The sequence below is a fragment of the Agromyces aerolatus genome (assembly GCF_031432255.1).
Lineage (GTDB): Bacteria > Actinomycetota > Actinomycetes > Actinomycetales > Microbacteriaceae > Agromyces.
In genome coordinates this window covers 150,642-166,619 of the sequence record NZ_JAVKGQ010000001.1, presented here as the reverse complement: position 1 = coordinate 166,619, position 15,978 = coordinate 150,642, and the positions used below count along the sequence as shown (strand labels likewise).

The 15,978-nt window shown below is 72.3% G+C and carries 11 protein-coding genes; 10 read left to right on the top strand and 1 reads right to left on the bottom strand.

All coding sequences use genetic code 11. The annotated features are described in order from the left end of the window. The first annotated feature begins 9 nt into the window (after positions 1–9). The 10 genes from RH864_RS00700 (at position 10) to RH864_RS00655 (ending at position 13,957) form a co-directional block, all read left to right on the top strand. Positions 10–2,058 (top strand): hydantoinase/oxoprolinase family protein, encoded by a 2,049-nt coding sequence (locus RH864_RS00700; protein WP_310515590.1) that lies wholly within the window; start codon positions 10–12, stop codon positions 2,056–2,058. Further along, positions 2,055–3,725, top strand: coding sequence for a hydantoinase B/oxoprolinase family protein (locus RH864_RS00695; protein ID WP_310515589.1), 1,671 nt, complete (start codon positions 2,055–2,057; stop codon positions 3,723–3,725). Before RH864_RS00700 ends, RH864_RS00695 begins: the two co-directional genes overlap by 4 nt. After that, positions 3,722–5,425 carry a hydantoinase B/oxoprolinase family protein gene (locus tag RH864_RS00690; RefSeq protein ID WP_310515588.1) on the top strand — a complete coding sequence of 568 codons (1,704 nt, stop codon included), beginning with the start codon at positions 3,722–3,724 and terminating at the stop codon, positions 5,423–5,425. Before RH864_RS00695 ends, RH864_RS00690 begins: the two co-directional genes overlap by 4 nt. Beyond that, a complete protein-coding gene (locus RH864_RS00685; protein ID WP_310515587.1) occupies positions 5,418–6,683 on the top strand; it encodes an amidohydrolase family protein in 1,266 nt (421 codons plus the stop codon). Before RH864_RS00690 ends, RH864_RS00685 begins: the two co-directional genes overlap by 8 nt. Beyond that, positions 6,680–7,105 (top strand): nuclear transport factor 2 family protein, encoded by a 426-nt coding sequence (locus tag RH864_RS00680; RefSeq protein ID WP_310515586.1) that lies wholly within the window; start codon positions 6,680–6,682, stop codon positions 7,103–7,105. The genes RH864_RS00685 and RH864_RS00680 overlap by 4 nt, the downstream gene beginning before the upstream one ends. Further along, positions 7,102–7,518, top strand: a complete 417-nt coding sequence (locus RH864_RS00675; RefSeq protein WP_310515585.1) for a TIGR04076 family protein — start codon at positions 7,102–7,104, stop codon at positions 7,516–7,518. The genes RH864_RS00680 and RH864_RS00675 overlap by 4 nt, the downstream gene beginning before the upstream one ends. Beyond that, the gene (locus tag RH864_RS00670; RefSeq protein ID WP_310515584.1) at positions 7,515–8,561 is read left to right on the top strand and encodes an LLM class flavin-dependent oxidoreductase; all 1,047 of its coding nucleotides are present in this window, start codon (positions 7,515–7,517) and stop codon (positions 8,559–8,561) included. Before RH864_RS00675 ends, RH864_RS00670 begins: the two co-directional genes overlap by 4 nt. After that, positions 8,558–10,870, top strand: coding sequence for a kynureninase (gene kynU, locus RH864_RS00665; protein WP_310515583.1), 2,313 nt, complete (start codon positions 8,558–8,560; stop codon positions 10,868–10,870). The genes RH864_RS00670 and kynU overlap by 4 nt, the downstream gene beginning before the upstream one ends. Positions 10,871–10,902: 32 nt before the next feature. Further along, a complete protein-coding gene (locus tag RH864_RS00660) occupies positions 10,903–12,027 on the top strand; it encodes a GuaB3 family IMP dehydrogenase-related protein (protein WP_310515582.1) in 1,125 nt (374 codons plus the stop codon). A gap of 199 nt (positions 12,028–12,226) precedes the next feature. Then, positions 12,227–13,957 (top strand): glycerol-3-phosphate dehydrogenase/oxidase, encoded by a 1,731-nt coding sequence (locus RH864_RS00655; RefSeq protein ID WP_310515581.1) that lies wholly within the window; start codon positions 12,227–12,229, stop codon positions 13,955–13,957. 12 nt (positions 13,958–13,969) lie between these two features. Here the strand turns inward: RH864_RS00655 and RH864_RS00650 are convergent, their stop codons facing one another. Continuing rightward, positions 13,970–15,805: an LTA synthase family protein gene (locus RH864_RS00650; RefSeq protein ID WP_310515580.1), complete on the bottom strand. Its 1,836-nt coding sequence runs from the start codon at positions 15,803–15,805 to the stop codon at positions 13,970–13,972. Positions 15,806–15,978: the final 173 nt, after the last annotated feature.

The window sequence follows — 15,978 nt, the reverse complement described above, 5'->3', positions numbered from 1 at the left end:
CCAGCACCAATGACCGACCGTCCCTACCGGCTCGCCGTCGACATCGGCGGCACGTTCGTCGACGCGATGGAACTCGACCAGCGCACGGGCCACGTGCGGTTCCGGAAGGCGTCGACGACGCCGGCCGAGCCGTGGAAGGGCGTGCTCGCCGCGATCGAGGCGCTCGGCACGGACCTCGGCGAGGCCGAGCTGTTCATCCACGGTACGACGCTCGGACTCAACGCCGTGCTCGAGCGCCGAGGCGGCGCGACGGGCATCATCACGAACGCGGGCCTGCGCGACATCTTCCTGATCGGCCGCGGCAACGTGCCCGACGACCGCATGTACGACTTCCAGTACCAGCGTCCGCCGAGCCTCGTGCAGCGCCGGCACACCGCGGGCGTGACGGGCCGCCTCGACCACCGCGGCGACGTCGTGACCCCGCTCGACGAGTCCGAGCTGCGCGAGGTCGCGCGGCACCTCGTCGAGGACGAGGGCGTCATCTCGGTCGCGGTGTGCTTCGTGCACTCATACCGTAATCCGGCCAGCGAGCAGCGTGCGGCCGAGCTCCTGCGCGAGTGGTACCCCGACCTGAAGGTCAGCGTCTCGACCGACATCGTGCAGGAGTACCGCGAGTACGAGCGCACGTCGACGACGGTGCTCGAGGCGTACATCCGCCCGATCTTCGAGCGGTACGTCGACGAGCTCGAACGCGGGCTCGCCGATCGCGGGTTCGACTCCCGCTTCCTCATCATGCGCTCGGGAGGAGGGTCGATGACCTCGGCGACGGCCAAGCTCTCGCCCACGCCGACCGTGCTGTCCGGCCCGGCCGGCGGGATCGTCGGCGCCGCCTATCTCGCCGAGGCGCTCGGCCGCGACAAGGTGCTCACGTTCGACATCGGCGGCACCTCGCTCGACGCGTGCGTCATCGAGGGCGGCAACGCGGTGGTCACCCACGAGGCCGAGCTCGAGCACTTCCCGCTGCTCATCCCGACCTACGACATCAGGACGATCGGCGCGGGCGGCGGGTCCATCGCCTCGATCGAGCGCGGACTGCTCAAGGTCGGGCCGCGCAGCGCCTCGGCGGTGCCGGGCCCGGTCGCCTACGGTCGCGGCGGCACCGAGCCGACGGTGACGGATGCCTCGGTCGCGCTCGGGTACGTCGATCCCGACAGCTTCCTCTCGGGCGAGATGCGGCTGCACGACGAGGAGGCCGTCGCGGCGTTGCGCGAGCAGATCGCCGAGCCGCTCGGGCTGGACGTGAGCGCGGCCGCCGCTGGCATCTTCGACGTCATGCTCGCGAAGACGGTCGGCGCCGTGCGCCAGATCACGGTCGAGCGCGGGCACGACCCGCGCGACTTCTCGCTGCTCGCGTTCGGCGGTGCCGGACCGCTCGTCGCGCCGCTGCTCGCGCGCGAGATGGGCGTGGGCGAGGTCATCGTGCCGTTCGCGCCGAGCGGGTTCAGCGCGTGGGGCATGCTCTCGGCCGATGTGGTCACCGACTTCTCGCGCACGCGCATGGAGGTGCTCGGCGACTCGGATCCCGCGGCGCTTTCGGCCGACCTCGACGCGGTCGGCGAGCTCGCGTTCGCCTCGCTCGAGGAGCAGGGCGTCCCGCGCGAGCACGGCGTGCTCGAACGACAGCTCGAGCTGCGCTACCTCGGCCAGGAGCACACGCTCCTCGTCGACGTGGGGGAGCGCATCGACGCGGGTGAGGTCCGTGCTGCGTTCGACGAGCTGCACCGGGCGCGCTACGGCCACGCCATGGACAATCCGGTGCAGATCCTGACGCTCCGCGTCCGCGGGGTGGGCCGCACGACCCGCCCGGCACTCGGCACCGAGCCCGCGGGCGACCCCGATGCATCCGGAGCGCTCGTCAAGACCCGCCGCGCCTACGACTTCGGCTCGCGGGCGATGACCGACTTCGCGGTGTACGACCGGTCCCGGCTGCGGCCGGGTCACGCGTTCGCGGGCCCCGCGCTCGTCGACGAGGGCACCTCGACGACCGTCGTCCACAGCGGGCAGCGCGTCGCGGTCGAGGAGCACGGCTACCTGCTGATCACCCCGGAGGCATCATGACGACACCGGCTCTCGACGGCGCGACGGTCGAGGTCGTGCGCTCCTACCTGCTCGCCGCGGCCGACGAGATGCGCACGACGCTCATCCGCACGGCGTTCAACCCCGTGATCTACGAGGTGCTCGACTTCGGCATCTCGATCTACGACGCCGACACCGAGCTGATCGCCGAGGCGCCGGGGCTCACGTTCTTCCTCGGCGCGAACGACTACTCGCTGCGCAAGGGCGTCGAGTACGTGGGCCGCGAGAACCTGCACGCGGGCGACGTGGTGCTGCTCAACTATCCGTACTGGAACGCCGCGCACGCGTACGATGCGACGCTCTTCGCGCCGGTGTTCCTGCCCGAGGGCGGCGAGCTCATCGGCTACGTGTGCGTGCGGGCGCACTGGATGGACCTCGGCGCGAAGGACCCGGGCTACGTGCTCGACTCGACCGACGTGCACCAGGAGGGCCTGCTCTTCCCCGGCACGAAGGTGTGGAGCCGCGGCGAGCCCGTGCACGACATCCACGAGCTCATCAGGTTCAACTCGCGTCTGCCCGACCTCGTGATCGGCGACCTGCACGCCCAGGTGTCGTCGCTGCGCACGGGTGAGCGGCGCTTCGCTGAGATCGTGCAGAAGTTCGGGCTCGACACCGTCACTGCCGCGATCGCGGCCGTGCGCGCTCAGAGCGAGCAGCGCACGCGCGACGCGCTGCTCGCGCTGCCGCAGGGCTCCTGGACCGCCGAGGACCTGCTCGACGACGACGGCCTGAGCGACGACCCGATCCCCATGCGCGTGACGGTCACGAATCGCGACGGCCACCTCACGATCGACTTCGCGGGCTCGTCGCCCGCGGTGCGCGGACCCGTGAACATGCCGTTCGGGGCGACGATCGCGCTCGGCAAGGTGGTGCTGAAGAACCTCACCGCACGCGACGAGCCGAGCAGCGAGGGCACCACGGTGCCGCTCACGGTGCTCGCCGAGCCGGGCACGCTCTTCCACGCCGTCTATCCGGCGCCCACGTTCACGCTGTGGACCGGCATCGTCGCGCTCGAGCTGATCTACAAGGCGCTCGCGCAGGGCATGCCCGACCGGCTCGCGGCGTCGTCGGGCGGCGACGTGCCCGGGTTCATGATGGTCGGCCACCACCCCGACACCGGCGAGTACTACGCGATCAGCAACAACGATCCGGTCGGGTGGGGCGCGAGCCCCGACCACGACGGCCTCGACGCCACGATCCACCTGTCGGAGTCGACCGTGCGCTCGACGCCGCTCGAGGTGCTCGAGGCGCGCAGCGGCATGCGGTTCGAGCGCATGGAGATCCGCACCGACTCGAGCGGGGCCGGGCGGTTCCGGGGCGGCAGCGGCATCGTCCGAGACATCCGGTTCGTCGCCGAGGGCGAGCTGCTGAGCGTCATCAAGAAGACCAAGACCAGGCCGTGGGCCCTCGACGGCGGGCACGAGCCCGACCCGAACCAGGTCATCGTCTTCCCGGGCACCGAGCGCGAGGCGCGCGTGAGCACGAAGCGCACACCGGTCGTGCCGGGGGACCTGATCCGCATCGAGAGCGCGGGCGGCGCGGGGCACGGCGACCCGCGCGATCGCGACCCCGAGGCCGTCCGCCGCGACGTCGCCGAGGGGTACGTCTCCGAGGCCGTCGCCCGCGACGTGTACGGGGTCGAGCCGTGACCGAGCGGCCAGGGCTCGACGGCGCGACGGTCGAGGTCGTGCGCTCGTACCTCCTGGCGGCGGCGGACGAGATGCGCACGACGCTCATCCGCACGGCGTTCAATCCCGTGATCTACGAGGTGCTCGACTTCGGCATCTCGATCTACGACCACGACGCCAGGCTCGTCGCCGAGGCGCCCGGGCTCACGCGGTTCCTGGGCGCGAACGACTACTCCCTGCAGAAGGGCATCGAGTACGTCGGCCGCGAACGGCTCGAGCCCGGCGACGTCATCATGCTCAACTACCCGTACTGGAACGCGGCGCACGCGTACGACGCGACGCTCTTCGCGCCCGTCTTCCACGGGGCGGGCCAGGGCGGGGCGGATGCTCCGGGCGAGCCTGAGCTCATCGGCTACGTGTGCGTGCGCGCGCACTGGATGGACCTCGGCGCGAAGGACCCGGGGTACGTCCTGGACTCGACCGATGTGCACCAGGAGGGGTTGCTCTTCCCGGGCACGAAGATCTGGCGCGCGGGCGAGCTGCAGCACGAGATCGTCGAGCTCATCAGGTTCAACTCGCGCATGCCCGACCTCGTGATCGGCGACCTGCACGCCCAGGTCAGCTGCCTGAAGACCGGCGAGCGGCGCCTGCTCGACATCGTCGGCAAGTTCGGCGTCGGCACCGTGCGTGCCGCGATCGAGCGTATGTACGACACGGGCGAGCAGGCCTCGCGGGACGCGCTCGCCGAGCTGCCGCACGGGTCGTGGACCGCGGTCGACTGGATGGACGACGACGGGCTCGACGACGAGCCCATCCGACTCCAGGTGACGGTCACGATCGACGACGACGGATTCCACGTCGACTTCGCCGGTTCGAGCGACATGGTGCGCGGGCCGGTCAACCTCCCGTTCGGCGCGACCATCGCGTGCGCACGCGTCGCGTTCAAGGCCCTCACGACGCCCGACGAGCGCGGCAACGCGGGCCACATGCGGCCGCTGACGGTGTCGGCGCCGGAGGGCTCGCTGTTCCATGCCGTGTACCCGGCCGCGACGTTCACCCAGTGGACCGGGAACCTGGCCGTCGAGCTCATCTACAAGGCGCTCGCGCAGGGCATGCCCGATCGGCTCGCGGCGTCCTCCGGCGGCGACGTGCCCGGCTTCATGATGGTCGGCGCGCACCCCGACACGGGCGACTTCTTCGCGATCAGCAACAACGACGTCATCGGCTGGGGCGCGACGGCGGCCCACGACGGCGCCGGCCCCATCAACCACCTCTGCCAGACGATCGCCCGCACGACGCCCCTCGAGGTGCTCGAGGCCAAGAGCGGCATGCGCTTCGAGCGCTGGGAGGTGCGCACCGACTCGGGCGGCGCCGGACGGCACCGTGGCGGCGCCGGCATCCGGCGCGACATCCGGTTCGTGAGCGATGGCGAGTTCCTCTCGGTCGTGAAGAAGACCCGCTCGGCGCCGTGGGCGCTCGCGGGCGGGCACGAGTCCCGGCCCACGACCGTCACCGCGTTCCCCGGCACCGACCGGGAACGCCGGCTCAGCACGCGCCGCGTCGCGGTCGCTGCCGGCGACCTCGTCGTCATCGAGACCGGTGGCGGCGCCGGCCACGGCGATCCCGCCGAGCGACACCCGGACGCGGTCCGGCACGACGTGGCCGAAGGCTACGTCTCAGCCGAGGCCGCCCGGCGAATCTATGGAGTCACGGATGTCTGATCCCAAGCTGCTGTCCCTCGTCGCCACGTCGGCGGCCACCCCGCCGAGCCTCGTGCTCACCGATGCGCGCGTCGTCGACGTCGTCGCCGGGTCGAGCGCCCCCGCCGCCCTGTGGGTGCGGGACGGGCGCATCGCGGCCGTCGGCGACGCCGACGAGGTCCGCGCGGCCGCGGGCGGTGCGCCCGAGCGCTCGATGCGCGGTGCGAGCCTGCTGCCCGGGCTCATGAACATGCACACGCACTTCTCGCTCGCCCTTCCGGGCGAGCTCGGCGCCTACATCCGGGGCCTCGACGCCGCAGGCATGGCGCTCTACATGGCCGACGGCGCGCGCCGCGCGCTGCACGCCGGCATCACGACCGTGCGCTGCGTCGCGGAGCGCGGGCACGCCGACTTCGCCCTGCGCCGGGCGATCGCACGCGGCGAGGCGGTCGGCCCGCGCATCCTCACGGCCGGGCAGGCGATCGTGTGCACGGGCGGCCACGGTCATGAGAACGACGACACACTCGAGTGCGACGGCGCCGACGGCTTCGCGCGTGGCGTCCGGACGCAGGTCAAGGCCGGCGCCGACCTGATCAAGGTCATGATCTCGGGCGGGATCGCGGGCGAGCACGAGCACATGGACACCCCGCAGCTCACCGACGACGAGATGACCGCGGTCATCGAGACCGCGCACGCCTGGGGCCGCAAGGTCACCGCGCACGCTGGCCCGGCACCGGTGATCGCCCGTGCGGTCGCCAGGGGGCTGGACTGCGTCGAGCACGGGTACGAGCTCACGCCAGAGGTCGCGACCGCCATGGCCGCGGCCGGCACGCATCTCGTGCCCACGCTCGTCGTCACGCGCTGCGGCGCGTTCTTCGACGAGCTCGGCGTGCCGAGCTGGATGCAGGAGCGCTCGCTCGGCGCGGGCCCTCGGCACCTCGAGTCGTTCCGCATGGCGATCGACGCCGGCGTGCCGATCATGGTGGGCAGCGACATGCCGCCGTTCTGGGGGTTCGAAGGGACGACCGCGATCGTGAGGGAGATGGAACACATGAGCACCGAGGGACTCGGACCCGTCGAGACGCTGCGGGCGGCGACGATCACGCCCGCGCGCTGGCTCGGCATCGACGACCAGGCCGGGCGCATCGCGCCGGGCCTCGCGGCCGACCTCATCGCGGTGGACGGTGATCCGCTGACCGACACGAGTGCGCTGCGAGGCATCCGCTGGGTGATGCAGGGCGGACGCGTCGTGCGCGACGACGAGGCGGTGGCCGCATGAGCGCCGTGCTGACCGACGCGACCGCACCCGAGGCGGCCGTGCTCGGCGCGATCCGGGACATGTACGACGCGTTCATCGCGAACGACCGGGCGCGCTTCGACAGCCACCTGGACCCGAGGACCACGACCTGGGAGAGCCACTTCCCGCGCATGTACTCGCGCGCCGAGCTCGACGGCTTCCGCGACCGCCGCACGGCCGCGGAGCGGCCAGTGCTCGCCGAGATGCGCGTCGAGCCCCGGCGCATCGAGGTCTGGGGCGACACGGCGATCGCGGCGTACCTGCTCGTCATGGTGCCGGAGGCCGGCGAGACGCAGACGACGCGGATCACGGACGTGCTGAGGCACGACGGCGAACGCTGGCGCATCGTGCACCACCATGCGCAGGCGCGGGACGTCGCCGACGCGGACGAGGCCCGCGCATGAGCGGCGAGCACCCCGCGGGCGAGCAGGCCGCGAGCGAGCACCCCGCGGGCGACGCCGGCGCACTCGCCGGCGCCGCGACCGGCGCGCCCGACGCCGCAGCCGGCCCCGACGACATGGCGCTCTACGACGTGCGCGTCGTGGTCGACCGCATTGAGGGCCGTTCGGTGTGCAGCATGCGCGTGGGCGACTGCTTCGAGGTCACGAACTCGAGCCAGCTCACCGTGCCTCGGCACTTCTGCATGTACGCGCTGCAGGCCGTGCTGCCGCTCATCCCCGCGAAGCAGCGCCCGCTCCCGGCGAGCGACTGGCTCGAGAGCGAGCAGTTCGTGTCGTGCCCCGACCCCGAGGAGCGGCTCATCATGCGGATCGAGCGCGGCACACTGCGATCGATGAAGTCCTCGGACCTCACGTGAGCGCCGCCGAGACGCCGCACGGCGCCGGGGCGCGCCCGGTCGAGATCGGGATCGGCCTGCAGTCCGACCAGCCGCCCGGCCGCTACGCCGAGCTCGCGACGCTCGCCGAGTCGGTCGGGATCGACGTCGTGTCGGTGTTCAGCGACCTGCTGTTCCAGCCGCCGATCGGTGCGCTGCTCGAGATGGCGAGGGCCACCGAGCGTGTGCGACTCGGCGCGGCGGGCTGGAACCCGTTCACGCTGCACCCCTACGAGATCGCCGGCCAGCTGGCGCTGCTCGACGCCACGAGCGAGGGCCGGGCCTATCTCGGGCTCGTCAAGGGCACGTGGCTGGACGCGATCGGCGTCGCCCAGCCCAAGCCCGTCGCGCACCTGCGCGAGGCCGCCGGGCACATCTACGCGCTGCTCGCCGGAGACGGCGCAGGGTACGAGGGGGAGTACTTCCCGCTGAAGCCGGGCATCACCCTGCGCTACCCCGTGCTGCGCGCGCGCCCGCCGCTCCTCCTCGGCTCGTGGGGCCCGCTCGGCATCGCGCTCGCCGGCCGGATCGCCGACGAGCTGAAGCTCGGCGGCGCCGCGAACCCCGACCTCGTGCCCGTCGTCCGCGAGCGTCTCCGGGTGGGGACCGACCGGGTCGGCCGCTCGGTCGACGACGTGCGCATCGTGTTCGGCGCGGTGACGGTCGTGGACCACGACGGCGAGGCCGCGCGATCGGTCGCACGGCGCGAGGTCGCGATGTACCTCGACGCGATCGCCGAGCTCGACCCCACGGTGGACGTGCCCGCCGAGCTCATGGCCGAGGTGCGCGCGAAGCTCGCCGAGCACGACCACGAGGCCGCGGGCGCCGTCGTGCCCGACGACCTGCTCGACCGGTTCTGCTTCTCGGGCACGCCCGCGCAGGTGGCCGCGCAGGCGCAACGGCTCATCGACGCCGGCGTGGGCCGCGTCGAGTTCGGCACGCCCCAGGGCCTGCGCGACGTCGCCGAGGGCGTCGAGCTGATCGGACGCGAGGTCGTGCCGCTGCTCCGCCGGGAGCGCGCGTGAGGCTCGGAATCCTGCCCGCTTCGCGCGAGCTCGACGCCCGAGGACGCGAATGGTCGCGTGCGGACGGCGCGAGCGACCATCCACGTCCCCGCGGCGCGCACGCGCACGCGCCCTCCGCCGGCGCGCTGCGCGCGGCGCTCGCACCGATCGCGGCGCGTCACGGCTGGCAGCTCGACGACTCCGACTCGGCGGCCGGCGCCGACGTCGTCGTGTGGTTCGGGGCGGTCGAAGAACCCGATCCTGAGGTGCCCGGCACGATCGTGCGCGTCGACGGCTCACCGCGGCACGCGCACGGGCTCGACACCCTGCCGCTGCGGGTGGACGGCGTCATCAGAAGCCTGATCTCGCCGCCGGCCGCGATCGAGGCGTACGGCGAGCACGCCGATCAGCGCCTCGAGTGGCACCTTCCGGCCGGCGCGCCGCGAGCGGTCGCAGTGCTCGTGCACGGCGGCTTCTACCGCAGCCGCTGGGAGGCCTCGCTCATGACGGGCCTCGCGGCCGATCTCGCCGCGCGGGGATGGGCGAGCGCGAACCTCGAGTACCGCCGGCCCGACGAGGCCGGCTGGGAGGCCACGACCTCCGACGTGCGGGCGGGCGTCCTCACCGCGGCGCGCACGGCCCACGCGCCGGATGCCGGACGCCCGGTCCCGCTCGTGCTCATCGGTCACTCCGCCGGCGGCCAGCTCGTGCTGCAGGCGGCCGAGACGCTCGACGTCGTCGACCTCGCGGTCTCGCTCGCGGGCGTCGTCGACCTCGACGCCGCGCATGACCGCTTCCTCGGTGAGGACGCGGTACGGCTCGCGCTCGGCGACCGGCTCGACGTGCCCGGCCGCTATGCGGCCGCGTCACCGGCCCGCTGGACGTCGCGCCGCGCGGGCTGGCTCCTCGTACAGGGCGCGGATGACTCGGCCGACCTCGTCGAGATGAACCGCCGTCTCGCGGCACGCGAGGATCTCGGGCGTCCCGAGCTCCTCGAGCTCCCGGGCGACCACTTCAGCGTGATCGACCCCGACGCGAGCACGTGGCAGCTGGCCCGGGCACGCCTCACGGTGCTCGCGGGCCTCGGCGCGGAGCATCCGCTCGACGTCGAGGACCCCGCGCCCGAGCGCGACGCGTTCATCGCGCCCGTGCACGCCGGGGCCCCGGTCGCCTACCTCGCGGCCAACGCGCTCGGACTGCAGTCGTCCGAGGCCCGCGACGCCGTCGTCGAGCAGCTCGACGTCTGGCGCGAGCTCGCGCACGGCGGCCACTACGCGGGCGAGCGCGCCTGGCTGAGCCTGACCGACCGGATGCGGGAACCCGTCGGCCGGCTCGTCGGCGCCCGGCCGGCGGAGACCTTGGCGGCGAACGGGCTCAGCGTGAACCTGCACCTGCTCATGGCGTCCTTCTTCAGGCCCGACGGGCGCCGCACGCGCATCCTGATGGAGGACCAGGCGTTCCCGAGCGACCGGTTCGCCGTGCGTTCGCACCTCGACTGGCACGGGCTCGGCGAGGACGCGCTGCTCGTCGCGCCCCGTCGCGGCGAGCACGCGCTCCGCACCGACGACGTGCTCGCCGCGCTCGACGAGCACGGCGACGAGATCGCCCTCGTGCTGCTCGGCGGCGTGAACTTCCTGACCGGCGAGCTGCTCGACATCCCGGCGATCACGGCCGCCGCGCACCGCGCGGGCGCCGTCGTCGGCTGGGACCTCGCGCACGCGGTCGGCAACGTCGAGCTCGCGCTGCACGAGTGGGGCGTCGACTGGGCGGCATGGTGCTCGTACAAGTATCTGAACGGCGGGCCCGGCGCCGTCGCCGGGCTGTACGTGCACGAGCGCCACCACGGCGACGCCGGCCTGCCCCGGCTCGCCGGATGGTTCGGTCAGCGCACCGAGCACCGGTTCGGCGATCACGCCGAGCTGATGCCGAGCCCGGACGCCGAGGCGTGGCAGATCTCGAACCCGTCGATCCTCGCGCTCGCGCCCGTGCTGGCCTCGGTGCGCATGTTCGACCGGCACACCATGCCCGACCTCGCCGCGCGCGGGCGGCGGCTCTCGGCCCGGCTCATCGCCGCGGTCGACCCGCTCATCGAGCGCGGCGCCGTCGAGCTGCTCACGCCGCGCGACCCCGCCCGGCGCGGTGCGCAGGTCTCGCTCCGGGTGCCGGGCCGCTCCTCGGCCGAGATCGTGCGGCGCCTGGAGCACGAGTTCGGCGTCGTCGCCGACGCTCGTACGCCCGACGTCGTCCGCCTCGCCCCGTCGGCGCTGCAGACCTCGTACGCCGAATGCGACGCCGCGGCCGCCGCGCTCGCCGCAGTCCTCGCCGAGTGAGCGGGGTCGGGGTCGCCCGATAGGCTGTCACGGTGACTCAGGAGATCGAGATCGGCCGTTCGAAGCGAGGACGCCGCGTCTACGCGTTCGATGACATCGCCATCGTGCCGAGCCGGCGCACGCGCGACCCCGAAGACGTCTCGGTGAGCTGGACGATCGACGCCTACCAGTTCGACATCCCGTTCCTCGCGGCGCCCATGGACTCGGTCGTCTCACCCACGACCGCGATCATGATGGGCCGCCTCGGCGGCCTCGGCGTGCTCGACCTCGAAGGTCTCTGGACGAGGTACGAAGACCCCGAGCCCGCGCTCGCCGAGGTCCGCAACCTGCCGGCCGACCGTGCGACCGCGCGTATGCAGGAGCTGTACGCCGAGCCCATCAAGCCCGACCTCGTCACGCAGCGTCTCGCCGAGATCCGCGCGGCGGGCGTGACCGTCGCGGGCGCGCTCTCGCCGCAGCGCACGCAAGAGCTGTATGAGACGGTCGTCGCGGCGGGCGTCGACCTGTTCGTGATCCGCGGCACGACGGTCTCGGCCGAGCACGTGTCGAAGAACGTCGAGCCGCTGAACCTCAAGAAGTTCATCTACGAGCTCGACGTGCCGGTCATCGTCGGCGGCGCCGCGACGTACACCGCGGCGCTGCACCTCATGCGCACGGGCGCGGCCGGCGTGCTCGTCGGCTTCGGCGGCGGCGCCGCCTCGACGACGCGCACGTCGCTCGGCATCCACGCGCCGATGGCCACCGCGGTGGCGGATGTCGCGGGCGCACGCCGCGACTACCTCGACGAGTCGGGCGGCCGCTACGTGCACGTCATCGCCGACGGCGGCGTCGGCGCGTCGGGCGACATCGTCAAGGCGATCGCGTGCGGCGCCGACGCGGTCATGCTGGGTGCGGCGCTCGCGCGCGCGACGGATGCCCCGGGCGGCGGCTGGCACTGGGGCGCCGAGGCGCACCACGCGAAACTGCCGCGTGGTCAGCGCGTCCGCGTGGGCCAGGTCGCTCCGCTCGAGGAGATCCTGTACGGCCCGTCATTGAACCCCGACGGCACCGCGAACCTCGTGGGCGCGCTGCGCAAGTCGATGGCGACGACGGGCTACTCCGACCTCAAGGAGTTCCAGCGCGTCGAGGTCGTCGTCGCGCCCTACCAGGGGGCATGAGCGGCGTCGGCCGAGTAGCGAAGCGTATCGAGACCTGGCGATCCGGCTTCGAGGTCGGCGTGCGGGGTCTCGATACGCTCGCTGGCGCTCGCTACTCGACCGACGGTGGGATCGGCAACCCGTTCCCTCCTCCGACACGCTCGGGTAGCGTGAGAGGAGAGCGGCGCAGCCGTTGCGTCGTTCGGAAGCGGGGAGCGACATGGCCGAAAAGAAGTCGGTGACACGTTCGACCAAGCTCGGACCCGAGGAGCGTGAGGCCGCGATCGCGCGGCTCAAGGAGAAAGAGCTCGACATCCTCGTCGTTGGTGGCGGCATCGTCGGCACGGGCGCGGCGCTCGACGCGGTCACCCGCGGGCTCTCGACCGGTCTGCTCGAAGCCCGCGACTGGGCATCGGGCACCTCGAGCCGCTCCTCCAAGCTCGTGCACGGCGGCATCCGCTACCTCGAACAGCTCGACTTCCGGCTCGTCCGCGAGGCGCTCATCGAGCGCGGCCTGCTGTTGCAGCGCATCGCGCCGCACCTCGTGAAGCCCGTCCGGTTCCTGTACCCGCTGCAGAAGCGCGTGTTCGAACGGCTGTACATCGGCGCGGGCATGCTGCTCTACGACATCTTCAGCTACACCGGAGGCCGCCCGCCGGGCGTGCCGCACCACCGGCACCTGTCCAAGACCCAGGTCATGCGGGCCATCCCGTCGCTCTCGCCCAGCGCGCTGATCGGCGGCGCCACCTACTACGACGCGCAGGTCGACGACGCCCGGTACGTCGCGAGCCTCGCCCGCACGGCGTCGTTCTACGGCGCGCACGTCGCGAGCCGGGTCAAGGTCGAGGGCTTCGTCAAGGTCGGCGAACGCGTCGTCGGCGTCAAAGCGCACGACCTGCAGACGGGCGAGCGCTTCGAGGTCCGCGCCAAGCAGGTCGTCAACGCGACCGGGGTCTGGACCGACGACACGCAGCGCATGGTCGGCGAGCGCGGCACGTTCCACGTGCGCGCCTCGAAGGGCATCCACCTCGTCGTGCCGCGCGATCGCATCCAGTCCGCGATGGGCATGATCTTCCGCACCGAGAAGAGCGTGCTGTTCATCATCCCGTGGGGCCGGCACTGGATCATCGGCACGACCGACACCGACTGGCACCTCGACAAGGCGCACCCGGCCGCGACCGCGGCCGACATCGACTACCTGCTCGAGCACGTGAACGCCGTGCTGCGGGTGCCGCTCACGCGGGAGGACGTCGAGGGCGTCTTCGCGGGCCTGCGCCCGCTGCTCGCTGGTGAGAGCGAGCAGACCTCGAAGCTCTCGCGCGAGCACATCGTCGCGCACACCGTGCCCGGGCTGGTCGTCGTCGCCGGCGGCAAGTGGACGACGTACCGGGTCATGGCGAAGGACGCGATCGACGCGGCCGCCGACGCGCTCGACGGCAAGACCCCCGTCTCGACCACGCAGGACATCCCGCTGCTCGGTGCCGAGGGATACCAGGCCGCGTGGAACAAGCGCGGCAAGATCGCGCGGGCGTTCGGCGTGCACAAGGTGCGCATCGAGCACCTGCTGAACCGGTACGGCACGATGACCGATGAGCTGCTCGACCTCATCCGCAGCGATCCGTCGCTGGGGGAGCCGTTGCCCGGCGCCGACGACTACCTCGCCGCCGAGGTCGTCTACGCGGCCTCGCACGAGGGCGCCCTGCACCTCGACGACGTCCTCGCGCGCCGCACCCGCATCTCGATCGAGGCCTGGGACCGCGGCGTCTCCGCGGCGCCCGTCGCGGCCAAGCTCATGGCCGGCGTGCTCGGCTGGGACGAGGCGCGCGAGCAGCTCGAGGTCGAGCGGTACCTGCAGCGGGTCGAGGCCGAGCGGGCCTCGCAGCAGCAGCCCGACGACGAGTCCGCCGACCGTGTCCGGCTCGAGGCGCCCGACATCGTGACGGTCGACTGAGCCCAGTGCCTTCTACCCGGCGACCTGCGACACCTGGTCGGAGCCCTGCATGATCTCCGACTGGTAGTACGGCGAACGCCGGGAGAGCTCGGCGGAGAACTCCTCGACGGTCAGCTGCTCGGCGAGCGTGGGCGTCCCGGAGAAGAGGTCGGTGCCGAGGCCGAGCCGGTCGCCGTCGAACTGCGCGCCGAGCGCGCGCAGCGTCGACGGGAACAGGTCCATGGTCGTGAACGTGCGCCGCTTCGTCGAGACCGGGGCCACGGCGCTGTTCAGGAACACGTTGACCGTCGTGCGCTCGTACTCCTCGGACAGCTCGGCGAAGTACTCCGGATCCATGCTCAGGTGGTCGCCCGCGATCACGACCGTCGTGTGCTCGGCCCAGGGTTGCTCCTGGATCCAGGCGACCAGGTCGCCGACCATGGCATCCGAGTGGTGGATGACGTTGCTGTACTGCCGGGGGAAGAGCTCGGGCGTCTCCTCGGTCATCAACCCCGACGGGAAGTGGGTGTCGGCGGTGAGCATCGTGAAGTTGAACGGCTCGTCGCCCGCGGCGAGCTCGGTGAGGGTCTCGGTCGCGAACGAGAAGAGGCGCGCATCCTCGTACCCCCACCAGACGTGGTAGTCCTCCGGGATCCAGCCGTGCTCGATCGCATAGAAGTAGTCGCGGATCTCGTAGCCGCCGTGCTGCGTGAAGTAGCGGGAGCGGCCGCCGAACTCGCCGTCCGAGCCGATGAGGAGCGTCTGGCGGTACCCCGCCTCCTCGAGCAGGTCGCCGAGCGACACCGCACCGGGCATGAACCGGGAGGTCTGGCCGTACTCGTTCTCGTTGTACTCGCCCGTGACGGTGAGCGGGACGCCCGCGGTCTGCGCGATCATGCCGCCGACCGTGAAGCCGACGCCGGGCACCTGCACCGCGCCGCCGAGGTCGTCGGAGTTGGAGAAGTTCGTTCCCGCCTCGGCGAGCGCGCTCAGGTTCGGCAGGAGGTTCGCGGGCTCCGCGCCGCCCAGTTCCGTGGACCAGTACGTCGACTCCATCGACTCGAGGTAGATGTAGACGAGGTTGCGCTTCTCCTCGGGGAAGACGACGTTCGCGCTCGCCGGGTCGACGTAGTGCTCCTCGAAGAGCGCCGTGGTCTCGAAGAAGTAGGCGCGGAGCTCGTCGGCGCCGATCGTGCGCGCGCCCGAGTCGACTCCGGCGCCGAGGGTCACGGCGCCCGCCGTGACCATGGCGGCCCAGGGGGCGGCCGCGCGCAGCGCGCGGGGTGCTCGGCGGGTGCGGGGGATGCGCGCGACGGCGATCGCCAGCACCCAGAACGCCAGCAGCGCCGTGAGCGTCCACACCACGGACGTCAGCAGCGGGCCGCGGAGGAAGTCCTCGATCCGGTCGGGGTCCGAGCCGGTGAGGGGCTGGCTGAGCGTGTAGAGCATCTCGGCGACGCCGACGCCGGCGAACGAGGCCTTCGCCCACTCGGCGAGGAGGGCGGCGAAGATGCCGGCGAAGACGAGGACGCTCGAGACGACCGAGGCCGCGACCTTCGACGGCGCGAGGCGGATCGGCTCGTCCGCCGCGCGCAGGCGGACGGTGACGAGGTGCGTGAGCGCGGCCAGGACGACGGCCGCGGCCGCGGCGATGCCGGTCGAGATGAGGACGGGGACGGGGAAGAACCCGATGCCGGCCAGCTCCGCCCAGCCCACGTCGATGCCCACGCCGAGCGCGATGAACAGGGCGACGATGAGCTGATAGGCGGCGATGAGGACGGCGATGAAGGCGCGGGCTGCGGTTCGCTCGATCGGGAGCACGGCGGGGCGCAGCAGGAGGACGAACAGGGCGCCGGAGATGAGGATCATGGAGGGCAACCAGTGTCGGGTTCGATACTCCCGGGGGCGCGGGAGCACTTCGATCCTAGTGAACGGACGATGGCGCGGAGGTGAACGGCCGGGTGGAGCGGGCGGCGATTGTCGATTCCGCGAGGCCGCGATTAGGCTGTCCGGACCCCCTGATCCGAACCCCCCTCGGAGCT